13 protein-coding genes and 2 pseudogenes are annotated in these 17,878 nt (G+C 70.7%); 5 read left to right on the top strand and 10 right to left on the bottom strand.

Annotation, left to right across the window (positions count from 1 at the left end; all coding sequences use genetic code 11):
• The first annotated feature begins 76 nt into the window (after positions 1 to 76).
• On the top strand, positions 77 to 670 hold the full coding sequence (gene idi / locus ACZ7L9_RS20185) for an isopentenyl-diphosphate Delta-isomerase (RefSeq protein WP_471416581.1): 594 nt from the start codon (positions 77 to 79) through the stop codon (positions 668 to 670).
• 39 nt (positions 671 to 709) lie between these two features.
• On the opposite strand, the gene ACZ7L9_RS20180 is transcribed toward idi, so the two are convergent.
• Together ACZ7L9_RS20180 and ACZ7L9_RS20175 are read right to left on the bottom strand one after the other, a co-directional pair.
• Positions 710 to 1,165, bottom strand: coding sequence for an ATP-binding protein (locus ACZ7L9_RS20180; protein WP_471416579.1), 456 nt, complete (start codon positions 1,163 to 1,165; stop codon positions 710 to 712).
• 144 nt (positions 1,166 to 1,309) lie between these two features.
• Entirely contained in the window at positions 1,310 to 1,933 is a 624-nt protein-coding gene (locus ACZ7L9_RS20175; protein ID WP_471416577.1) for an HdeD family acid-resistance protein, read from the bottom strand.
• Between the two features lie 80 nt (positions 1,934 to 2,013).
• On the opposite strand from ACZ7L9_RS20175, the gene ACZ7L9_RS20170 reads away from it, so the two are divergent.
• Positions 2,014 to 2,772, top strand: coding sequence for an enoyl-CoA hydratase/isomerase family protein (locus ACZ7L9_RS20170; protein ID WP_471416575.1), 759 nt, complete (start codon positions 2,014 to 2,016; stop codon positions 2,770 to 2,772).
• A gap of 11 nt (positions 2,773 to 2,783) precedes the next feature.
• Here the strand turns inward: ACZ7L9_RS20170 and ACZ7L9_RS20165 are convergent, their stop codons facing one another.
• Complete coding sequence (locus ACZ7L9_RS20165; protein ID WP_471416573.1) at positions 2,784 to 3,725, bottom strand: GlxA family transcriptional regulator; 942 nt, start codon at positions 3,723 to 3,725, stop codon at positions 2,784 to 2,786.
• 134 nt (positions 3,726 to 3,859) lie between these two features.
• Between ACZ7L9_RS20165 and ACZ7L9_RS20160 the strand changes: the two genes are divergently transcribed.
• Positions 3,860 to 4,723: an SCO6745 family protein gene (locus ACZ7L9_RS20160; protein ID WP_471416572.1), complete on the top strand. Its 864-nt coding sequence runs from the start codon at positions 3,860 to 3,862 to the stop codon at positions 4,721 to 4,723.
• A gap of 144 nt (positions 4,724 to 4,867) precedes the next feature.
• Positions 4,868 to 7,297 (top strand): Tex family protein, encoded by a 2,430-nt coding sequence (locus ACZ7L9_RS20155; protein ID WP_471416570.1) that lies wholly within the window; start codon positions 4,868 to 4,870, stop codon positions 7,295 to 7,297.
• A gap of 139 nt (positions 7,298 to 7,436) precedes the next feature.
• On the opposite strand, the gene ACZ7L9_RS20150 is transcribed toward ACZ7L9_RS20155, so the two are convergent.
• The 3 genes from ACZ7L9_RS20150 to ACZ7L9_RS20140 form a co-directional block, all read right to left on the bottom strand.
• The gene (locus tag ACZ7L9_RS20150) at positions 7,437 to 9,074 is read right to left on the bottom strand and encodes an ABC-F family ATP-binding cassette domain-containing protein (protein WP_471416568.1); all 1,638 of its coding nucleotides are present in this window, start codon (positions 9,072 to 9,074) and stop codon (positions 7,437 to 7,439) included.
• Between the two features lie 229 nt (positions 9,075 to 9,303).
• Positions 9,304 to 10,617 carry a M14 family metallopeptidase gene (locus tag ACZ7L9_RS20145; protein WP_471416566.1) on the bottom strand — a complete coding sequence of 438 codons (1,314 nt, stop codon included), beginning with the start codon at positions 10,615 to 10,617 and terminating at the stop codon, positions 9,304 to 9,306.
• On the bottom strand, positions 10,614 to 12,623 hold the full coding sequence (locus ACZ7L9_RS20140) for a Xaa-Pro dipeptidyl-peptidase (RefSeq protein ID WP_471416564.1): 2,010 nt from the start codon (positions 12,621 to 12,623) through the stop codon (positions 10,614 to 10,616). The genes ACZ7L9_RS20145 and ACZ7L9_RS20140 overlap by 4 nt, the downstream gene beginning before the upstream one ends.
• Before the next feature lie 211 nt (positions 12,624 to 12,834).
• On the opposite strand from ACZ7L9_RS20140, the gene ACZ7L9_RS20135 reads away from it, so the two are divergent.
• Complete coding sequence (locus ACZ7L9_RS20135; RefSeq protein ID WP_471416562.1) at positions 12,835 to 14,319, top strand: M1 family metallopeptidase; 1,485 nt, start codon at positions 12,835 to 12,837, stop codon at positions 14,317 to 14,319.
• Between the two features lie 158 nt (positions 14,320 to 14,477).
• Here the strand turns inward: ACZ7L9_RS20135 and ACZ7L9_RS20130 are convergent, their stop codons facing one another.
• The 4 genes and pseudogenes from ACZ7L9_RS20130 to ACZ7L9_RS20115 all read right to left on the bottom strand — a co-directional run.
• Positions 14,478 to 15,368, bottom strand: coding sequence for an oxygenase MpaB family protein (locus ACZ7L9_RS20130; RefSeq protein ID WP_471416560.1), 891 nt, complete (start codon positions 15,366 to 15,368; stop codon positions 14,478 to 14,480).
• A 134-nt stretch (positions 15,369 to 15,502) separates the two neighbouring features.
• Complete coding sequence (locus ACZ7L9_RS20125) at positions 15,503 to 17,065, bottom strand: M4 family metallopeptidase (RefSeq protein ID WP_471416934.1); 1,563 nt, start codon at positions 17,063 to 17,065, stop codon at positions 15,503 to 15,505.
• Positions 16,969 to 17,445: pseudogene (locus tag ACZ7L9_RS20120) on the bottom strand (aldehyde dehydrogenase family protein); the annotation flags it as partial. The pseudogene ACZ7L9_RS20120 and the gene ACZ7L9_RS20125, both read right to left, overlap by 97 nt.
• A pseudogene (locus ACZ7L9_RS20115) lies at positions 17,444 to 17,863 on the bottom strand (transposase); the annotation flags it as partial. The pseudogenes ACZ7L9_RS20115 and ACZ7L9_RS20120, both read right to left, overlap by 2 nt.
• Between the last annotated feature and the right edge of the window lie 15 nt (positions 17,864 to 17,878).

Here is a 17,878-nt window from a genome sequence, read left to right as displayed (position 1 = left end):
GCGGCTTTTGTACGGCAGACTTGAGCGGACTCGACGGGACCGGCGCACGGGGCCGGGACCATAGCGAAGGATGGGTATGCCGACCACACCAGCCACCGCGGCGAACAGCTCGTCGAACGGCACAGCAGAAGCGATCATGCTCGAACTGGTCGATGAGAACGGCACCACCATCGGTACGGCGGAGAAGCTCGCCGCCCATCAGCCGCCCGGTCAACTGCACCGGGCCTTCTCGGTGTTCCTCTTCGACGAGCAGGGCAGGCTGCTCCTGCAGCGCCGCGCGCTCGGCAAGTACCACTCCCCCGGCGTCTGGTCGAACACCTGCTGCGGCCACCCCTACCCGGGCGAGGCGCCCTTCGCCGCCGCCGCCCGGCGTACGTACGAGGAGCTGGGGATCTCGCCCTCGCTGATGGCCGAGGCGGGCACGGTCCGCTACAACCACCCCGACCCGGCCTCCGGCCTGGTGGAGCAGGAGTTCAACCACCTCTTCGTGGGCATGGCACAGGAGTGGCTGCACCCGGACCCGGAGGAAGTCGGCGAGACCGCGTTCGTGACGGCCGGCGAGCTGGCCGAACGGCATGCGCGGGCGCCGTTCTCGGCCTGGTTCATGACGGTGCTGGATGCCGCGCGGCCGGCGATCAGGGAGCTGACCGGACCGTCCGCCGGCTGGTAGCGGGCGGGCGGCACCGGATGTCGCAGCGGTTACGGGTGGTCAGAGCCGCGGGCTCAGTGGCAGCGCCGCCCAGATGACCTTTCCGCCGCCTGCGGTGTGTTCCACATCGCAGGCGCCGCCGGCTTCCCGGGTGATCTCCCGGACCAGCAGCAGGCCGCGGCCGCCGGTCTGCGCGTAGTCCGTCTCCAGGGCCGTCGGCCGGTAGGGATGGTTGTCCTCCACGGACACTCTGACCCATTCCGCTCCGACGGCCACCTCGACGGCGAGCTCCGGCGAGAGCAGCGCGGCATGCTTCACGGCATTGGTGACCAGCTCGGAGACGATGAGCAGCAGGCCCTCGGCGACGTCCTCGTCCAGCGGCACGCCCTGGCGGTTCAGCAGATCGCGTACGGCATGCCTGGCCTGCGGTACGGAGACGTCCACGGCCGGGGCGGTGAACCGCCAGACTCCCTCGTACGACACGGGCCGGGCGGGGACACTCCCGCGGCTCTCCATAGTCCGGTACCCGCTCTCCACTCGGTGGTGACTGCACGTCGAGTACAGAGTGCGGGGCGTAGTCGGTCCGGCTCGTGCTACTGAACAGAAGTCGACTTCGATCGACTTGTATCGACGGAATTTGGCCGGACACGCACGAATGCGTCAGCTCCTGGAGCGTTTCGGATGCTCTCCGCCGGGTGTGCCCGGCAGTTCTCCGCTCGTCTGCTGATCCGAGACCAGGGAGACCACATGGCGGCCGCCGACCCCGATCGCGATCAGGCCGAGCCCGTCGAAGAGCAACGCCAGCGAGAAGAACAGGCCGAGTACGTAGAGGCTGCTGTGCGGCCAGTCGAAGAGCACCAGCAGCCCCAGGAGCAGGCCGAAGGCTCCTTGCAGCAGCGTCCAGCCGAACTGCGGACCTCGCACGACCACGCTGCCGACCAGCCGGAACAGCCCGCCGGTCAGGAAGAGCAGCGCGGCGAACATGGTCAGTGCCTCGGCCGTGCCGTGCGGATGGTGGATGACCACGACTCCGGCGGCGATGTTCAGCGCGGCGACCACGACGCCCAGCCAGAAGAAGTTCGTGCCGCGGGACTCGATGGCGTGGAGCAGCCCGACGATGCCGCCGATCAGCAGCAGCCAGCCGAACAGGAGCATCGAGGTGAGCGTCGCGACGCCGGTGTACACGAGTCCGACCAGACCGGCCACGACGAGAAGGGTGCCGAGCAGTGCCAGCCAGCCGAAACTGCGGCTCAGCTTCTTGCCCTCGACGGCGGGACCGGCCATGGGAAGCTCCTCACGGTGCGTACCTGTTCGGCGACCCCTTCTTGATCATAGGTTCGAACCGTACGGATAGCATCCGGCGCATGGACCGTACGGAACCCCGGCTGGAGCACACCGTCGCGGACGGTGTGGCGACGGTCGTCATCAGCAATCCCGCCAAGCGCAACGCGATGACGGCTGCGATGTGGAGCGCGCTGCCCGATCTGCTGGCGCGGCTGGCCGCCGACGCCGCGGTCCGGGTGCTGGTGCTGACGGGGGCAGGGAACACCTTCTGCGCCGGAGCGGACATCTCCTCGCTCCGGGATCCGGCGGGCGATCCGCAGGCGCTCGCCGTGGCCGCCGAGGAGTCCCTCGCGGCGTTCCCCCGGCCGACGCTCGCGGCGATCCGCGGCTACTGCGTGGGCGGCGGCAGCCAGCTCGCGGCCGCCTGCGATCTGCGGTTCGCCGAGGAGGGCGCGTCGTTCGGCGTCACACCGGCCAGACTCGGGATCGTGTACGCGGCGTCGTCGACCCGGCGACTGGTGGCGCTGACCGGCCCGGCCACGGCGAAACATCTGCTGTTCTCCGGCGAGCTGATCGACACCGCGCGGGCGCTGCGGACCGGTCTGGTGGACGAGGTGCTGCCGGCCGGTGAGCTGGACAAGCGGGTCGACGCGTATGTACGCACGCTGGCGGCGCGCTCGCAGCTGACGCAGGCGGCGGCCAAGGAGTTCGCCACCGGGCGCGAGGACCGGGACGCCTACTGGGCGGAGCAGGCGCTCCGCAGCGGCGACACCGCGGAGGGTGTCGCCGCCTTCCTGGAGCGGCGCGCGCCGCGCTTCACCTGGGCGACCGGGCTGTAACGCCCTTGCGGCTACTGGAGGATGAAGCGGCTCCCGGCGCGGAACTTCTCGACCAGCGCCGCCGGGGCCTTCGCGGGTGAGCCCGCGTCGTACGGCGGCTGCGGGTCGTACTCGGACCCACCGTCGGTGGTGTCCTCCAGCAGCCGGCGGGCGTGTTCGAGGCGTATGCGGTCGACGTAACGGCCCGGTGTGAGTCCCGTCTCGGCCTGGAAAGCGCGGGCGAAGTGGCGGGGCGAGAGCCTTGCGCGGGCGGCGAGTGCCTCGACGGTGAGGTCCTCGCCGGGGTGTTCGGTGATCCAGTGCTGGACCTCACGCAGCGGTTCGCGGCGGGCGGTCTGTGCGGTGAGCTGGGCGCTGAACTGCGCCTGGTTCCCGGGCCTGCGCAGAAAGACCACGAGGTGACGGGCGATCGTGAGCGCGATGTCCCGGCCGTGGTCCTCCTCGACGAGGGCCAGGGCCAGGTCGATACCGGCGGTGACCCCGGCGGAAGTGGCCAGTCTGCCGTCGCGTACGAAGATCGGGTCCGGGTCGACCTCGACGGCCGGGTAGCTTCGGGCGAGATGGTCGCAGACCGTCCAGTGCGTGGTCACCCGGTGCCCGTCCAGAAGGTCGGCCGCGGCGAGCAGCAGCGCCCCCGTGCAGACGGAGACGAGCCGCTCGGCGAACGGGGCGTGGCCTCGCAGCCAATCGATCAGCGCCGGGTCGGGATCACGGGTGCCCTGACCGCCGGGGACGAGGAGGGTGTGCGGCGGTGCGGCGTCGGCGAGGCTGCCGTCGGGGACGAGCTTCAGGCCGCTGCTCGTACGGACCTGCGCGCCGTCGAGGGAGGCGGTGCGCAGTTCGTACGTGGCCCCGGGGAAGTGGGAGGCCCCGGCGAAGACCTCCACAGGGCCGGTCACATCGAGGCTCTGTACGCCGTCGAAGAGGACGACGAGTACGGATCGCTGCGTCATGACGGCCATCCTGGGCGGCCCGGAGCACGGCCGCAATGACGAAGAACCCACCTTTTCCGCCATGCCGAGGGCCGCGCGAAATGGACGTCCCTCCGGGGTTACGGGGCATACCGACCAGTCGGTAACGTGCTTGCATGAGTACTCTGCCGCCGCGCGCCGGACGCCGCTGCCACAACACCATCAACCCGTTGCACTCGACGGTCTACTTCTCCCCCGACCTCGGCGAGGAGCTCGGGAAACTCGGCATCGACGATTCGAACGCCGCCTACTTCGCCGCGCGCGCGGCGGCGCTGGGCGCCGTCGGCCCCGGCACGGTCACCGCGACCTTCTACAACTTCAACCACGATCTCGTCGCCCGGCATCTGCCTGCCGTGTGGTCCGTCGCCTCGCCACAGGCGGTCCTGGACGCCCGGCTGCGCGCCGCCGACGCCACGTTGCGCCGGCTGCTGGGCGGGGAGATCATCGCATCCCCCGAAATGGCCGAGGCGGCCGGGCTGGCACTGCGCGCCGCCGAGGCGTGCACCCGACACGCCCGGCCGCTCTACGCCGCCCACGCCGATCTGCCGGTGCCCGAGCAGCCGCACCTGGCGTACTGGCACGCCGGGACGCTGCTGCGTGAGCACCGCGGCGACGGCCATCTCGCGGCACTCCTCGCGGCCGGTCTCGATCCGGTGGAGGCGCTGGTCAGCCACACCGCGACCGGCAAGGGGATGAACCCGCGCTGGGTCCTCGCCACCCGAGGCTGGCGCCGCAGCGACTGGGAGGAGGCCTCCGAGCGGCTGCGCGGGCGTGGACTCCTGGACGGTGAGGGCGAGTTGACGGAGGCGGGCGTCGCACTTCGGGCGGATCTGGAGGAGGCCACGGACCGCATGGACCGCGCCCCGTACGAGCATCTGGGCGCGGAGGGGGTCGAACGGCTGACCGAGCTCGCGCGCGGATTCCTGTTCACGGCCGCGTCGGCCGGCGCGTTCCCGGAGGACCTGATCGGCAAGGGCTGAGCGGCACCGGCCCACGGTCGACTGGGGCGGTCGGGCGACACGGCGCCCGGCCACCCGGCACAATGCAGGCGAAGGGGCCCCGCCCCGGCAAGCACAGCCAGTAGAGCCAGTACAGCCAGTACGAGAAGGCGAGTCGGTAGAACCGTGACGACGTCCATCGAAGGCAGGATCGCCGAGGAGCTCGGCGTACGCGAGCGGCAGGTGAAGGCGGCCGTCGAGCTGCTCGACGGCGGGTCGACCGTGCCGTTCATCGCGCGCTACCGCAAGGAAGCGACCGAGATGCTCGACGACGCGCAGTTGCGCACGCTCGAGGAGCGGCTGCGGTATCTGCGGGAACTCGAGGACCGTCGTACGGCGATCCTCGACTCGGTACGCGAGCAGGGCAAACTCGACGAGGCGCTGGAGGCGCAGATCCGGGCCGCCGACACCAAGGCGCGCCTTGAGGACATCTATCTGCCGTTCAAACCCAAGCGGCGCACGAAGGCGCAGATCGCCAGGGAGGCGGGGCTCGAACCGCTCGCGGACGGTCTGCTCGGCGACCCCACGGTCGAACCGCTGGCCGCTGCCGCCGCCTTCGTCGACGCCGACAAGGGCGTCGCGGACGGTGCGGCGGCGCTGGAGGGAGCCCGCTCCATCCTCACCGAGCGGTTCTCGGAGGACGCCGACCTGATCGGTGAGCTGCGCGAACGCATGTGGTCGCGCGGGCGGCTGGCCGCCAAGGTGCGGGACGGCAAGGAGGAGGCAGGGGCGAAGTTCGCCGACTACTTCGACTTCGCCGAGCCGTTCACCGCGCTGCCCTCGCACCGGGTGCTCGCGATGCTGCGGGGCGAGAAGGAGGACGTGCTCGACCTGGTCCTGGAGCCGGAGGAGCCGTCCGAGACGCCCGGCCCCTCCACTTACGAGAACATGGTCGCCCGGCGCTTCGGAGTGGGTGACCGCGGCCGCCCGGGCGACAAGTGGCTCGCCGACACGGTGCGCTGGGCCTGGCGGACCCGGATCCTGGTGCACCTCGGTATCGATCTGCGGCTGCGGCTTCGTACGGCGGCCGAGGACGAGGCGGTACGGGTCTTCGCGTCGAACCTGCGCGATCTGCTGCTCGCCGCGCCGGCCGGGACGCGGGCCACACTGGGGCTCGACCCCGGCTTCCGTACGGGTGTGAAGGTCGCCGTCGTCGATGCGACCGGCAAGGTCGTCGCGACGGATGTCATCCACCCGCACGTCCCGGCGAACAAGTGGGACCAGGCGCTGGCCAGGCTGGAGCAGCTGGCGAAGGCCCACGACGTGGACCTGATCGCGATCGGCAACGGCACGGCGTCCCGCGAGACCGACAAGCTCGCCGGTGAACTCATCGACAAGCACCCCGAGTTGAAGCTCACCAAGGTGATGGTGTCGGAGGCGGGCGCGTCGGTGTACTCGGCTTCGGCCTTCGCCTCGCAGGAACTCCCCGACATGGACGTGTCGTTGCGCGGTGCCGTCTCGATCGCGCGACGCCTTCAGGACCCTCTCGCGGAGCTGGTGAAGATCGACCCGAAGTCGATCGGTGTCGGCCAGTACCAGCACGACCTGTCCGAGGTGAAGCTGTCGCGCTCGCTGGACGCTGTCGTCGAGGACTGCGTGAACGGTGTCGGCGTCGACGTCAACACCGCGTCGGCGCCGCTGCTTTCGCGGGTTTCGGGGATCGGCTCGGGCCTCGCCGAGAACATCGTCGCGCACCGTGACGTGAACGGGCCCTTCCGTTCGCGGAAGGCGCTCAAGGATGTGGCGCGGCTGGGCCCGAAGGCGTACGAGCAGTGCGCGGGCTTCCTGCGCATCCGGGGCGACGACCCGCTGGACGCGTCGAGTGTGCACCCGGAGGCGTACCCGGTGGTGCGGGCGATGGTGAAGCGGACGGGCGGCGACGTCGCCTCGCTGATCGGCAACACGAGTGTGCTGCGGTCGCTGCGCGCCGACGACTTCGTGGACGAGAAGTTCGGACTGCCGACGGTCACCGACATCCTGAAGGAGCTGGAGAAGCCGGGGCGCGACCCGCGTCCCGCGTTCAAGACGGCCACCTTCAAGGAGGGCGTCGAGAAGATCGGTGATCTGGCGTCCGGGATGGTGCTGGAGGGTGTCGTCACCAATGTCGCGGCGTTCGGCGCGTTCGTGGACATCGGTGTGCATCAGGACGGCCTGGTGCATGTGTCGGCGATGTCGCGCACGTTCGTGAAGGACCCGAGGGATGTCGTGAAGCCGGGCGACATCGTGAAGGTCAAGGTCATGGATGTCGACATTCCGCGGAAGCGGATCTCGCTGACGCTGCGACTTGACGACGAGGCGTCGGCGGGGGGTGCGTCCCAGGGCGGCGGGCCCAGGCGGGAGCGGGCCGAACGGGGCGAGCGGGGCGGCCAAGGAAATGCCAAGGGCGGCCGGCCGCCGCGGCAGCGCCAGGGACAGGGTGGTCAGGAGCGTGACCGGCGCGGTGGCGGCGGGGGCGGCTCCGCTCGTCCGGCGCCCGCACCCGTGAACAGTGCGATGGCGGATGCGTTGCGGCGGGCCGGGCTGGCGGATCCGAAGCAGGGCGGCAAGAGGGGCTGACGTCGAGGGCGGGGACGGGGACGGGGTGCCGGGGCTCCGCCCCGGACCTCGCTCCCACGCCGGAGAAGCTCAAAAGGCCTCCTCGAACGCCGGACGGGCTGGACACGCCTGAGGGTGCCGGGGCGGAGCCCCGGCACCCTCACAGCTCCGTCACCTTGCCGTCCACCACCTCGACGCGCCGTGTCGTCCGTACCGCTTCCAGCATGCGCCGGTCGTGCGTGACCAGCAGCAACGTCCCCGGGTACGAATCCAGCGCCGACTCCAGCTGCTCGATCGCGGGCAGATCGAGGTGGTTCGTCGGTTCGTCGAGGACGAGGAGGTTGACGCCCCGGCCCTGGAGCAGGGCGAGCGCCGCCCTGGTGCGTTCGCCGGGCGAGAGCGTGGTCGCCGGACGCATCACATGGTCCGCGCGCAGGCCGAACTTGGCGAGCAGCGTGCGGACTTCGGCCGGTTCGGTGTCGGGGACGGCCGCGCAGAACGCCTCCAGGAGCGATTCGGAGCCGTGGAACAGCTTGCGCGCCTGGTCGACCTCTCCGACCACGACGCCCGAGCCGAGCGTCGCATGCCCGGCGTCCAGCGGGAGGCGGCCCAGGAGTGCGGCGAGGAGGGTGGACTTGCCCGCTCCGTTGGCGCCGGTGATGGCGACCCGGTCCGCCCAGTCGATCTGCAGTGATGCCGGGCCGAAGCCGAAGTCGCCGCGTACGGCCCGGGCTTCGCTCAGGGTCGCGACGACCGAACCGGAGCGGGGCGCGGCGGCGATCTCCATCCGCAGTTCCCACTCCTTGCGCGGCTCGTCGACGACGTCGAGCCGTTCGATCATGCGCTGCGTCTGCCGGGCCTTCGCGGCCTGCTTCTCGCTCGACTCGCTGCGGAGCTTGCGGCTGGTCTTGTCGTTGTCGGTCGCCTTGCGGCGGGCGTTCTTGACGCCCTTGTCCATCCAGGAGCGCTGCATGTGGGCGCGCCCCTCGAGGGCGGCGCGCTTGTCGGCGTACTCCTCGTACTCCTCGCGGGCATGCCTGCGAGCCCTCTCGCGCTCCTCCAGGTAGGCGGCGTACCCACCGCCGTAGAGGTTGATCTGCTGCTGGGCCAGGTCCAGTTCGAGGACCTTGGTGACCGTACGCATCAGGAATTCGCGGTCGTGGCTGATGACGACCGTGCCCGCGCGCAGTCCGCAGACGTAGCGCTCCAGCCGCTCCAGGCCATCCAGGTCGAGGTCGTTGGTGGGCTCGTCGAGCAGGAAGACGTCGTAGCGGGAGAGCAGGAGGGAGGCCAGGCCCGCGCGGGCCGCCTGGCCGCCGGAGAGCGCGGTCATCGGCAGGTCGAGGCCGACGGTCAGGCCGAGGTCGGCGGCGACCTCCTCGGCCCGCTCGTCCAGGTCCGCGCCGCCGAGCGCCAGCCAGCGCTCCAGCGTCTCGGAGTACGCGTCGTCCGCGCCCGGCGCCCCGTCGACGAGGGCCTGCGTGGCGGTGTCCATCGCCGCCTGGGCGTCGGCGACGCCGGTGCGGCGGGCCAGGAACTCGCGCACGGTCTCCCGCGGACGCCGCTCCGGCTCCTGCGGGAGGTGGCCGACGGTGGCGGTGGGCGGGGAGAGCCGCAGCTCGCCCTCCTCCGGCCGGTCGAGCCCGGCGAGCAGCCGGAGCAGGGACGATTTACCGGCCCCGTTGACTCCGACGAGACCGATCACATCACCGGGCGCGACGACGAGGTCGAGTCCGGCGAAGAGTGTGCGGTCGCCGTGTCCGGCGGCGAGGTCCTTGGCAACGAGAGTGGCAGTCATCAGGGTGCCGATCCTAATCGGCCGCCGGAGAGCGCGGACCGGCCCGGCCGGTCCCGGGCCCGGCGCGGGTGCCGGTACGGCGTCGGGTCACCGGGGAGGTCCGCCGTCACCGGCAGATCTCCCCGGCCGCCCGTTCTCTGTTCGTCCCGCGGCCCGGATGGCACCTTCCACGGAAGCCGCATATTCACTCTCCGCATGCAGTGCCGCACGCGGCGCTCACCTCATGGGATCAACAAGAGGTATCGGCCTGCCCGCTTGTGAGGTGATATGACGCCCGCCCGTCCAGGAGGAGCGGGATCAGATTCCGGGCCGACTGCCGCAGCGGTACGTACGCTCCGTCACCGTCGCGCCGGGAGGTGACGCCGTGCAGGGCGAGTTCGTCCTTGACGTCGTCGAACTGGGCCTTGGTGAGCCGGTATCCGCACGGCGGGTCCTGAAGGACTCGGCCGGCTTCGGGTGCCTCGTTGTCGGCGCCGCCGAGAAAGACCGGGCCACGGTCCTTGAATCCCGCGGCCCGGGATGCGGCGGTGGCGGCGACGATCGGGCCGCGGTGCTCGTCGGTGAAGGCGAACAGGCCGTCGAGTGCGGTGAGTTGGGAGTGGACGCGGCGTCGGCTGTTGAGCGCCGGGTCGGCCTTCTCGGCGGCGGTGAGTGCGTCGACGCGGGATTCGATGAGCAGGCCGACGGCATGCTTGATGCCGGAGGTGTTGCGCAGGATGCGTTCCTGTCCGTCGCCCGCGGTCTGCTTGATCGGGTCGCCGGTGACGGGGTCGGTCCAGATGCCGTAGAGGCCGCTGCTGTAGCCCGCCTCCGCGGCGGTGGGTCGCACATAGCTCTGGGCGAGGGTCTGCGATTCGCCGTGCACCCGGTCGGAGACGTTGAGGTTACGGGGCCACAGGACGAAGAGGTCCTTGTCGTAGTACGGCGGGGTGGCCCCGTACTCGTGCAGGTCGTAGATCACATCGGGCTTCCGGTCGCGGATGACCGCCGCCATGGCGCGGCCCTCGGCGGTCTGCAGCGCGATGTGGTCGCGGTTGATGTCGACGCCGTCGGAGTTGCCGCGGGTGTCGGCGGCGCGTCCGTCGGGGTTGGCGGTGGGCACGACCAGGACGTTCGTACGGGAGAGGAAGGCGCGGGTCGACGGGTCCTGGGCGTAGGCCAGATCGCGAATGGTCGTCAGGCACGCCTCGCGGCCGGACGGTTCGTTGCCGTGCTGGCTGCAGATCAGCAGCATCGTGTTCGCGTTGGCGCGGTGGTTTCCGATCCGGACGAGCTGGAGCGGGCGGCCCTGTTTCGTCGTGCCGATCCGGTCGACGGAGACCCGGTCGCTGCCCCGGTCGACGGCGGCCAGGAAGGACTGTTCCTCCGGCTGGCCGGTCCACCGGGCCCCATTGCTGGTCTCGAAGCCGGTACGGGGCTGGGGCTGGGTGTGCGCGGCCTGGGCGGGCACGGTGACCAGGGGTACGGCCAGGACGGCGGCGGCTGCCGTCAGGACGAGGTTGCGGCGGACTGACCCGCGGGCGGTCGGGATACGGGGTGTCATGAGCGGCTGCCTCCCGGGATGCGGTGGGCGGGACGCGGTGGCGTCACGCCCTCGGAGTGGACTGCGCGGGGGGTGGCTGTCGCGGGTGCGGAACCCGCGGTGGCTCGCACGAAGGCTCCGGCGCCGCCGGTGAACGGCAGCTTCGCGGACGTACGGGCCAGGTCGAGGGTGAGCGTCGGCGTGGAGTCCGGCGGGTCGATGAGGTCCCGGTCGGTGCCGGCGACGATCAGGGCGAGGCGGTGTCCGGCCGGGACGACGTGGTCGGTGGCGGCCAGGTCGATGGTGATCGTGTAGGCCCTGCCCGGGGTGAGGGGGCGGCCGTGTCCGGCGGAGGCGTAGGTGCCGAGGTCGGCCCAGCCGCGGCTGAGGACGGTCCGGTCGACGGCGGCCGTCCTGGCCCGGGTCTCCTTGAAGCAGGAGCTGTCCCCGGTGGTGCTCGCGCCCCAGCAGGTGCGGTCGGTGAGGGTGGTGATGCCTTCGCCGGACGAGCCGTAGTCGCGGATGGTGTCGGGGCCGATGTCCACGAGGACCGCGGAGAGATGGGCGGTCGATGTGGTCGGGGTTGCGGTGACGGTCACCGTGGACGATCCGGCCAGTCGCAGGTCCCGGGTGAGCGGCGCGGTACGGAAACCCGTCTTGGCGCTCGTGGTCCGGTCCACGTCGGCGGCCCACTGTGTCTCGCTCTGTGCAGGATCGTCGGTGAACGTCTCGGTGGCGCCGGGGCGGGCGGGCTTCAGGCCGAGGCTGCCGACGCCGGGCACGTCGCCGGGGCCGGGGCGCACGGTGGTGGTGTGCGTGGTGCGGGGCGGCCAGACGCTGTCGGTGGACCACTGATCGGGGTGCCGTTCGATGTCGGCCATCGGTTCGCGGTCGATGCCGTTGTCGTAGCCGAGGAGATAGTGGTCGAACCAGCGGTGCAGCGTCTTCACCCACTCGGCGCGCCGGTAGTCGAACGGGTCGACGTGCCCGGTCTGGGAAAGCCAGATCTTGCGCTCCACGCCACGGTCCGCGAGGGCGTCCCACCACTGGCCGAGGTGCTTGGTGCGGACGTTGAGGTCCTGCATGCCATGTACGGCGAAGACGCTGGCCCGCACCTTGCGGGCGTCCTTCACGTAGTCGCGGTCGCTCCACAGCTTCGTCCAGTCACCGGTGCGCGGCGCCTGGTCGACGAGCCGCTGCTGGACGGCGGCGCAGCGCCCTCGTGCCTCGGGGCTCTCCACATAGCCGGAGAGCCAGTCGGGGCCGCTGTCGTAGAGGGGCGCGCCCTGCGCGAAGTAGTAGTCGTACCAGGAGGAGATGGCACCGATCGGCACGATGGTCCGCAGCCCGTCCACGCCGGTCGCCGCCACACCGTTGGCGATGGTGCCGTCGTAGCTCTTGCCGATCATTCCGGTGCGTCCGTCGGACCAGTCGGCCGTGGCGCGTTCGCCGCCGGTGCGGGTGGTGTAGGCACGTGCGCGGCCGTTCAGCCAGTCGATGACGGCCTTGGCGGACTGCACATCGGAGCGGCCGCCGACGTCGACACAGCCGTCGGAGCGATTGGTTCCGGCCAGATCGACAGCGACGAATGCGTAGCCGCGCGGCACGAAGTAGTTGTCGTAGTAGAGGGGGAACCGGACCGGCCGACCGTCGGCGTCGTACGTCTTCAGCTGGCTCTCGTTGCCGCGGCCGCAGCAGGAGTAGTACGGGCTGGCGTCCATGATCACGGGGATCTTCCGGCCCTGCCGGGCGGGTTCGCGGGGGCGGACGACATCGACGGCGACGCGGTCGCTCCTGCCGTCCCCGTCGCCGTCCAGTCCGGTGTCGACCCAGACGGATTCGCGCACGGCGTTCTCGTACGAATAGACGGGGTTGCTCTCCAGGGCCCCGCTCGCCACGGGCCCGCTCTCCGGAGGGCTCGCGCCCTGTGCCCCTGCCGGCGAGAGCAGGACTGCCATCAGGGCGGCGACGGCCGCCACCACCAGCGATCTGTACGTCAAGCGGGTGCCCCGCGCACGTGTCGGCATGGGCGGAAGGTACCCCGGTCAACTCCTGGGCAACAGGGGGCGATCACCGATGAATATGACGTGCCCATGCGGGAAGGAAGACCGTGTGCCATGTCGGCCGGATGGCGATCGTGTGACAGATGCTGCCATGGACACGACTGATGTGGCGGTCGCTGAATAGTCTCTACGTGACGGTTCGAAAGATCCTTCGCCCCGACGAATTGGAGCATTCGTGCACCGCAGATTCATCGTCCCGAGCGCACTCGCGGCCTCCCTGCTGCTGGCGATCCCGGCCTCGGCCGCCGAAGGCACCGCGGGCGCCCCGGGCATCGGCGACCCCTACTACCCGGCCAGCGGCAACGGCGGCTACGACGTGTCCCACTACGACCTGCGGCTGACGTACCAGCCCGCCACCGACCTGCTGGAGGGCACGGCGACGATCCTCGCCACGACGACCCAGGAACTCTCCCGTTTCAACCTCGACTTCGGGCTGGACGTCTCCGAGGTACGGGTGAACGGCAAGAAGGCCGGCTACGCCAGGAGCGGCGAGCAGGAGCTCGAAATCACCCCGGCGGCAGCGCTGGCCAAGGGCAAGGCCGTCTCGGTGGTCGTGCGGTACGCCGGAAAGCCGTCGGAAGTGAAGATCAACGGTTGGACCTCCTGGGTCCGCACGCCGGACGGCGCGGTGGCCGCGCAGGAGCCGGAGTCGGCCGCGTGGTGGTTCCCCAGCAACGACCACCCGCTCGACAAGGCGACGTACGACATCTCGGTGTCCGTGCCGGACGGCACCCAGGCGATCAGCAACGGCACGCTCCAGTCGCAGAGTTCGAAGCTCGGCTGGACCCGCTACAACTGGCGCTCCGCGAAGCCGCAGGCGACGTATCTGACGACGCTGGCCATCGGCAAGTTCGACATCACCACCGACACCACGTCGGACGGGCTGCCGGTCGTCAACGCGTACAGCAGGGATCTCGGCGCCAACGGCGGTGCGGCACGCGCCAGCATCGAGCGGACCACCGAGGTCGCCGAGTGGCTGACGGAGGTCTTCGGACCGTATCCGTTCGAGGCGCTCGGCGGGTACTCCCCCAATGTGAAGAGCGGGTTCGCGCTGGAGACCCAGACCAGGCCGTTCTACAGCCCGAAGCAGTTCGCGAACGGTGCGAACGTCTCCGTCGTCGTCCATGAGCTGGCGCATCAGTGGTACGGCGACAGCGTGTCCCTCAAGGGCTGGAAGGACATCTGGATCAACGAGGGCTTCGCCCGCTACAGCCAGTGGCTGTGGTCGGAGAAGGAGGGCGAGGGCACCGCGCAGGAACTGGCGGACTACACGTACGCCCAGCACCCGGCCGACGACGCCTTCTGGACGGTGAAGCCGGGCGACCCGGGCCCGGACGACCAGTTCGACGCGGCCGTCTACGACCGGGGTGCGCTGGCACTCCAGGCACTGCGCAACAAGGTGGGCGACGAGACGTTCTTCGCGCTGCTGAAGGGCTGGCCGGCCGAGCACGCGTACGGGAACGCGAGCGTGGCGGACTTCGTGACGTACGCGGAACGGGTCTCGGGCAAGCCGCTCGCCGGCTTCTTCGACACCTGGCTGTACCGGCCGACGCGGCCCCAGGACCCGGCAGCGGCCGACGCGCACGCCTTGCGCGCCCCCGCGCAGCCCGCGTCGTGGAAGCAGATCGCGGCGACGAACACGATTCACGACCACCACTGACAGGTCCGCGGATCGGCTCCGGGCGCCGTCACCCCCTCTCCGATGGGGCGACGGTGCCCGGTGGACGACCGGGCGCCGCGTCCGGAGGTGGCCCTGGTCGGCTTCGACGGCATGGTGTCGATGACCGAGGCCGCCGATCCCCAGGTGCCGACGGCCCGTCAGGGCGTTGCGGACACGGTCCGGTTGACGGCCTCGCGCCGCGCCGCCCGCGCCCGGCGCGCGTACGGCAGATAGCGCAGTCGCTCCGGGAGCACGGGCACGACGCGCCGCACCACTCCGCAGAACCGTCGCAGCTTCCGCTCCTGCGCGTCCGTCCACTCCAGCCCGATCGCCTCCCGCGCATCCGGCGGCATCAGGCCGATGGTGACGAAGCGGCGGAACCGGGCCAGCGGCGGGAACAACACCGGCCACAGCGCCTTCAACAGCAGCCTCACCGGCAGCGGTCCCCGGTCCGGCGGCGGTACCGGGCGGTCGGTGGCGATCAGGTCCTCCACGACGACGGTCAGCTCGATCTCGTCGGCGAGCACCTTGCGGAAGTACGGCCAGAACTCCTCGATCGTCTGCGGCATGTTCCGGTCGTGGATGCCGAGAACCCGGCCGACCTGGAGCCACTCCCGGTACAGGGCCCGTTCCTGCGCGTCGGTGAGCGGCCGGATGAGATAGCGCGCGGCGTGCTGATAGACGGGGAAGCCCGTGGCATGCACCCACGCATAGTTCGCGGGCGACAGCGCATGGTAGCGACGCCCCCGGGTGTCGGTGCCCTGGATGGTGCGGTGCAGCCTGCGGAGCCTGCGCCCCTCCTCCGCGGCCGCATCACCCCCGTACACCCAGAGCTGGAGCGAGCGCAGGGACCTCTCGCCGCGCCCCCACGGGTCCGTACGGAACACGGAGTGTTCGTCGACACCCGCGCCGACCGCCGGGTGGGCGACCTGAAGGGTGAGCGCGGCGGGCAGCATCAGCAGTGCCCGGATGTCGCCGGAGATGCTCCAGAGCACACCGCCGGGCGGTGGCGGGACGGGGGTGTCGCCTCTGACTGCTTCGGTACTCATGACGCTCCCGGAGGTCGGCGGGGCGTGCGGCTCGGTGCCCGACCCTTGTGTGATCCAGTATGCGATCGATGCCGGGCGGGGTGCCCACCGGCGTCCGGTGGGCACCCCGCCCGGCAGTGCGGCACGGCCCGGGGCTACTCGCAGGTCCCGGCGAACGTCGCGCGGGTCACCACATCGGTGGCCGCGGCGGTCGTGTCGAGCCACGCGACGCGCCGGCCGTCACGGAGGGACGGGGCCGGCTGGGCGCCGGAGGAGCGGGAGACCCGGCTGTAGTTGTTGAGACCGGCGAGCACGTCGGCGGTCTTGGAGACCTGTACCTTGCCCGGTCCGCTCCAGGAGCCGAGCGCGCCCCAGAGGTCGTAGGTGGAGTAGGCGAAGTAGTCGTCGTTCACCGAGAACTGCGCGGCGTAGGTGCTCGACGGGTAGCGCAGCTTCGCGGCCTTGGACAGGTCGTCGAGCGGCGCCGACATGAACGTCGTGCTGGGGATCAGGAAGCCGCCCGTCTCGCGCCAGAAGACGCGGTCCGAGGTGATCTGGATGTCGGAGACGTAGTTGAAGAGGAAGCCGGTGATGCGCTTGGTCGGCGTGGTGCCCTTCGCGATGTCGTAGACGTGGACGTACGTGCCGTCGCCGCGGGCCCAGGCGATCGTGCCGTTCTTCATCGCAAGGCGGGCGGCCTTGGTGCCTGCCTCCGGGGTCACGTTGACCGTCGTGCCGTCGGCCTTGCGGAGCATGACGTCCTGCTCGCCGTCGGCGGTGGTGCTTATGCAGGCGAGCGCACCGTGGTCCGTCACCGGCTCGGTCTCGTCCGCGTCCGGCAGGTCGGCCAGCTTCTTGATCGCACCCTGGCCCTTCTCGCCCGCCTGGTAGATGCCGATGCCGTCGGCTGCGATGCGGGTGAAGACGATGCGGTCGTCGTCCAGGGAGGGGTCGAGCAAGTAGGCGTCCTTCTGGGCCAGTTCGTGCGTCGGCTTCTTGTCGAAGCGGCCCACGGTGATGCCGAAGGCGGCGCTGCCCTGGTCCCAGGCGATGGCGTCGCCTTGGCTGATCGCGTAGACGTCGCCGTTGATCTGGGCGGCCTGCTCGTCGACTCCGCCGTAGACCTCGTACGCGGACAGGATGTCGGCGCCGATGGTGGTGCCGTCGTGCGTGCCGCCCTGCTGCTCCCAGCCGGCCTCGATGCCGTGGTCGTCGAAGGCCTTGCCGATCGTGGCGAGGTCGGCCTCGGAGACCTTCAGGGACTTGGCGGCGAGGGTGACGGCGTTACGCATGTCGGTGAAGCCGGACAGCCGTGTGAGGTAGTTCTGCGCGGACCGGTAGATGATCCGGTCCGCGAGCTTGCTGTCGAGGTTCTTGCGCATGTCCCACAGTGCGCCGCCGACGATGGTGGAGTTGTGGTGCAACCCGCCGTTGTCGATGTCGAGCGTGATGGGCTCGTAGTCCTTCTGCGCGTTCCGTCCGTCGTCGTCCTCACCGTCTTCAGGTCGGATACGGGGACCTTGTACGTGTCCTTGTGGGCCTTCAGGTGGGCCCGGGCGGCCGCGGCGGGCGTACCCTCGCGGGCGGACATGTCCAGCCCCTGTGTCATCGCGGGAGCGACCACCACCGGGTTCGTCGCCGAGCAGCGCTGCCCCGCCTGACCGAAGGCTCCGCGCACGACGGCGTCCACGGCCTTGGCGAGATCGGCGTCGTCGCACACGATCAGCGCGTTCTTGCCGCCGAGTTCGAGCTGGGTACGGAGCAGCCGGTGCGCGCCACCGGTGTGGATGGCGGTGCCGACCGGCAGCGACCCGGTGAAACTGATGCCCGCGACGGCCTGGTTGGCGACCAGCGCCTCGCCTGCCGCCACATCGCCCTGGACCAGATTCAGCACTCCGTCGGGGAGCCCCGCCTGCTGGAACATCTCCACCAGGAGCGCCGAGGTCAGCGGGGTGAGCGGGGACGGCTTGAGCACCGCCGTACATCCGGACAGCAGGGCGGGAGCCACCTTCCACATCGGGATCGCGAGGGGGATAGCTGGTCTCGATCTCCCAGCGCTCGTGGTAAAGCCTGACCAGACCGGTCGCGGATGCCTCATCGGGGTCGAGCAGGCTGGTGACGAGCCGGTAGGTGCCCTGGGTGACTGGGCGCTCATCGGCGCCGTCAGCAGGGGCGAGGGTGACGTGGGCTTCGATGACGCGGACGGTGACCTCGCCGACGCGGGACAGGAACGTGCCGTCGGGCAGACGGCGCAGGACCGGCAGCTTGAGCGCTGTGCTGTGGGTCTTGGCACGGATGAGGAAGTCCGCGCCGGTGGACGCGACCGTGCCCACGAAGGCGGTGGCCGAGAAGTTCCGGTCACCGAGCAGCAGCATTCCGGGCCGGAGCGTTCCGGTCCGGCCCGCGGTGGTGACCAGGTCACCGGCGTAGGTCAGCTCGCCGGTGGCGTCGGTGCCGAAGACCACGTCCAGGAGCGTTCTGCTCCCGCAGGCCACCAGCGCGACCAGCCGCAGCATCGGGTAACCGGCCGG

The organism is Streptomyces sp. NPDC111516, assembly GCF_055635345.1.
The sequence above is the reverse complement of the archived record's forward strand: the minus strand, read 5'-3'. Positions and strand labels throughout refer to the sequence as shown.

Bases quoted from the DNA above. Each gene is read 5' to 3' on its own strand.
- idi (WP_471416581.1), top strand. From the start codon at position 77: ATGCCGACCACACCAGCCACCGCGGCGAACAGCTCGTCGAACGGCACA.
- ACZ7L9_RS20180 (WP_471416579.1), bottom strand. From the start codon at position 1,165: ATGGAGAGCCGCGGGAGTGTCCCCGCCCGGCCCGTGTCGTACGAGGGA.
- ACZ7L9_RS20175 (WP_471416577.1), bottom strand. From the start codon at position 1,933: ATGGCCGGTCCCGCCGTCGAGGGCAAGAAGCTGAGCCGCAGTTTCGGC.
- ACZ7L9_RS20170 (WP_471416575.1), top strand. From the start codon at position 2,014: ATGGACCGTACGGAACCCCGGCTGGAGCACACCGTCGCGGACGGTGTG.
- ACZ7L9_RS20165 (WP_471416573.1), bottom strand. From the start codon at position 3,725: ATGACGCAGCGATCCGTACTCGTCGTCCTCTTCGACGGCGTACAGAGC.
- ACZ7L9_RS20160 (WP_471416572.1), top strand. From the start codon at position 3,860: ATGAGTACTCTGCCGCCGCGCGCCGGACGCCGCTGCCACAACACCATC.
- ACZ7L9_RS20150 (WP_471416568.1), bottom strand. From the start codon at position 9,074: ATGACTGCCACTCTCGTTGCCAAGGACCTCGCCGCCGGACACGGCGAC.
- ACZ7L9_RS20145 (WP_471416566.1), bottom strand. From the start codon at position 10,617: ATGACACCCCGTATCCCGACCGCCCGCGGGTCAGTCCGCCGCAACCTC.
- ACZ7L9_RS20140 (WP_471416564.1), bottom strand. From the start codon at position 12,623: ATGCCGACACGTGCGCGGGGCACCCGCTTGACGTACAGATCGCTGGTG.
- ACZ7L9_RS20130 (WP_471416560.1), bottom strand. From the start codon at position 15,368: ATGAGTACCGAAGCAGTCAGAGGCGACACCCCCGTCCCGCCACCGCCC.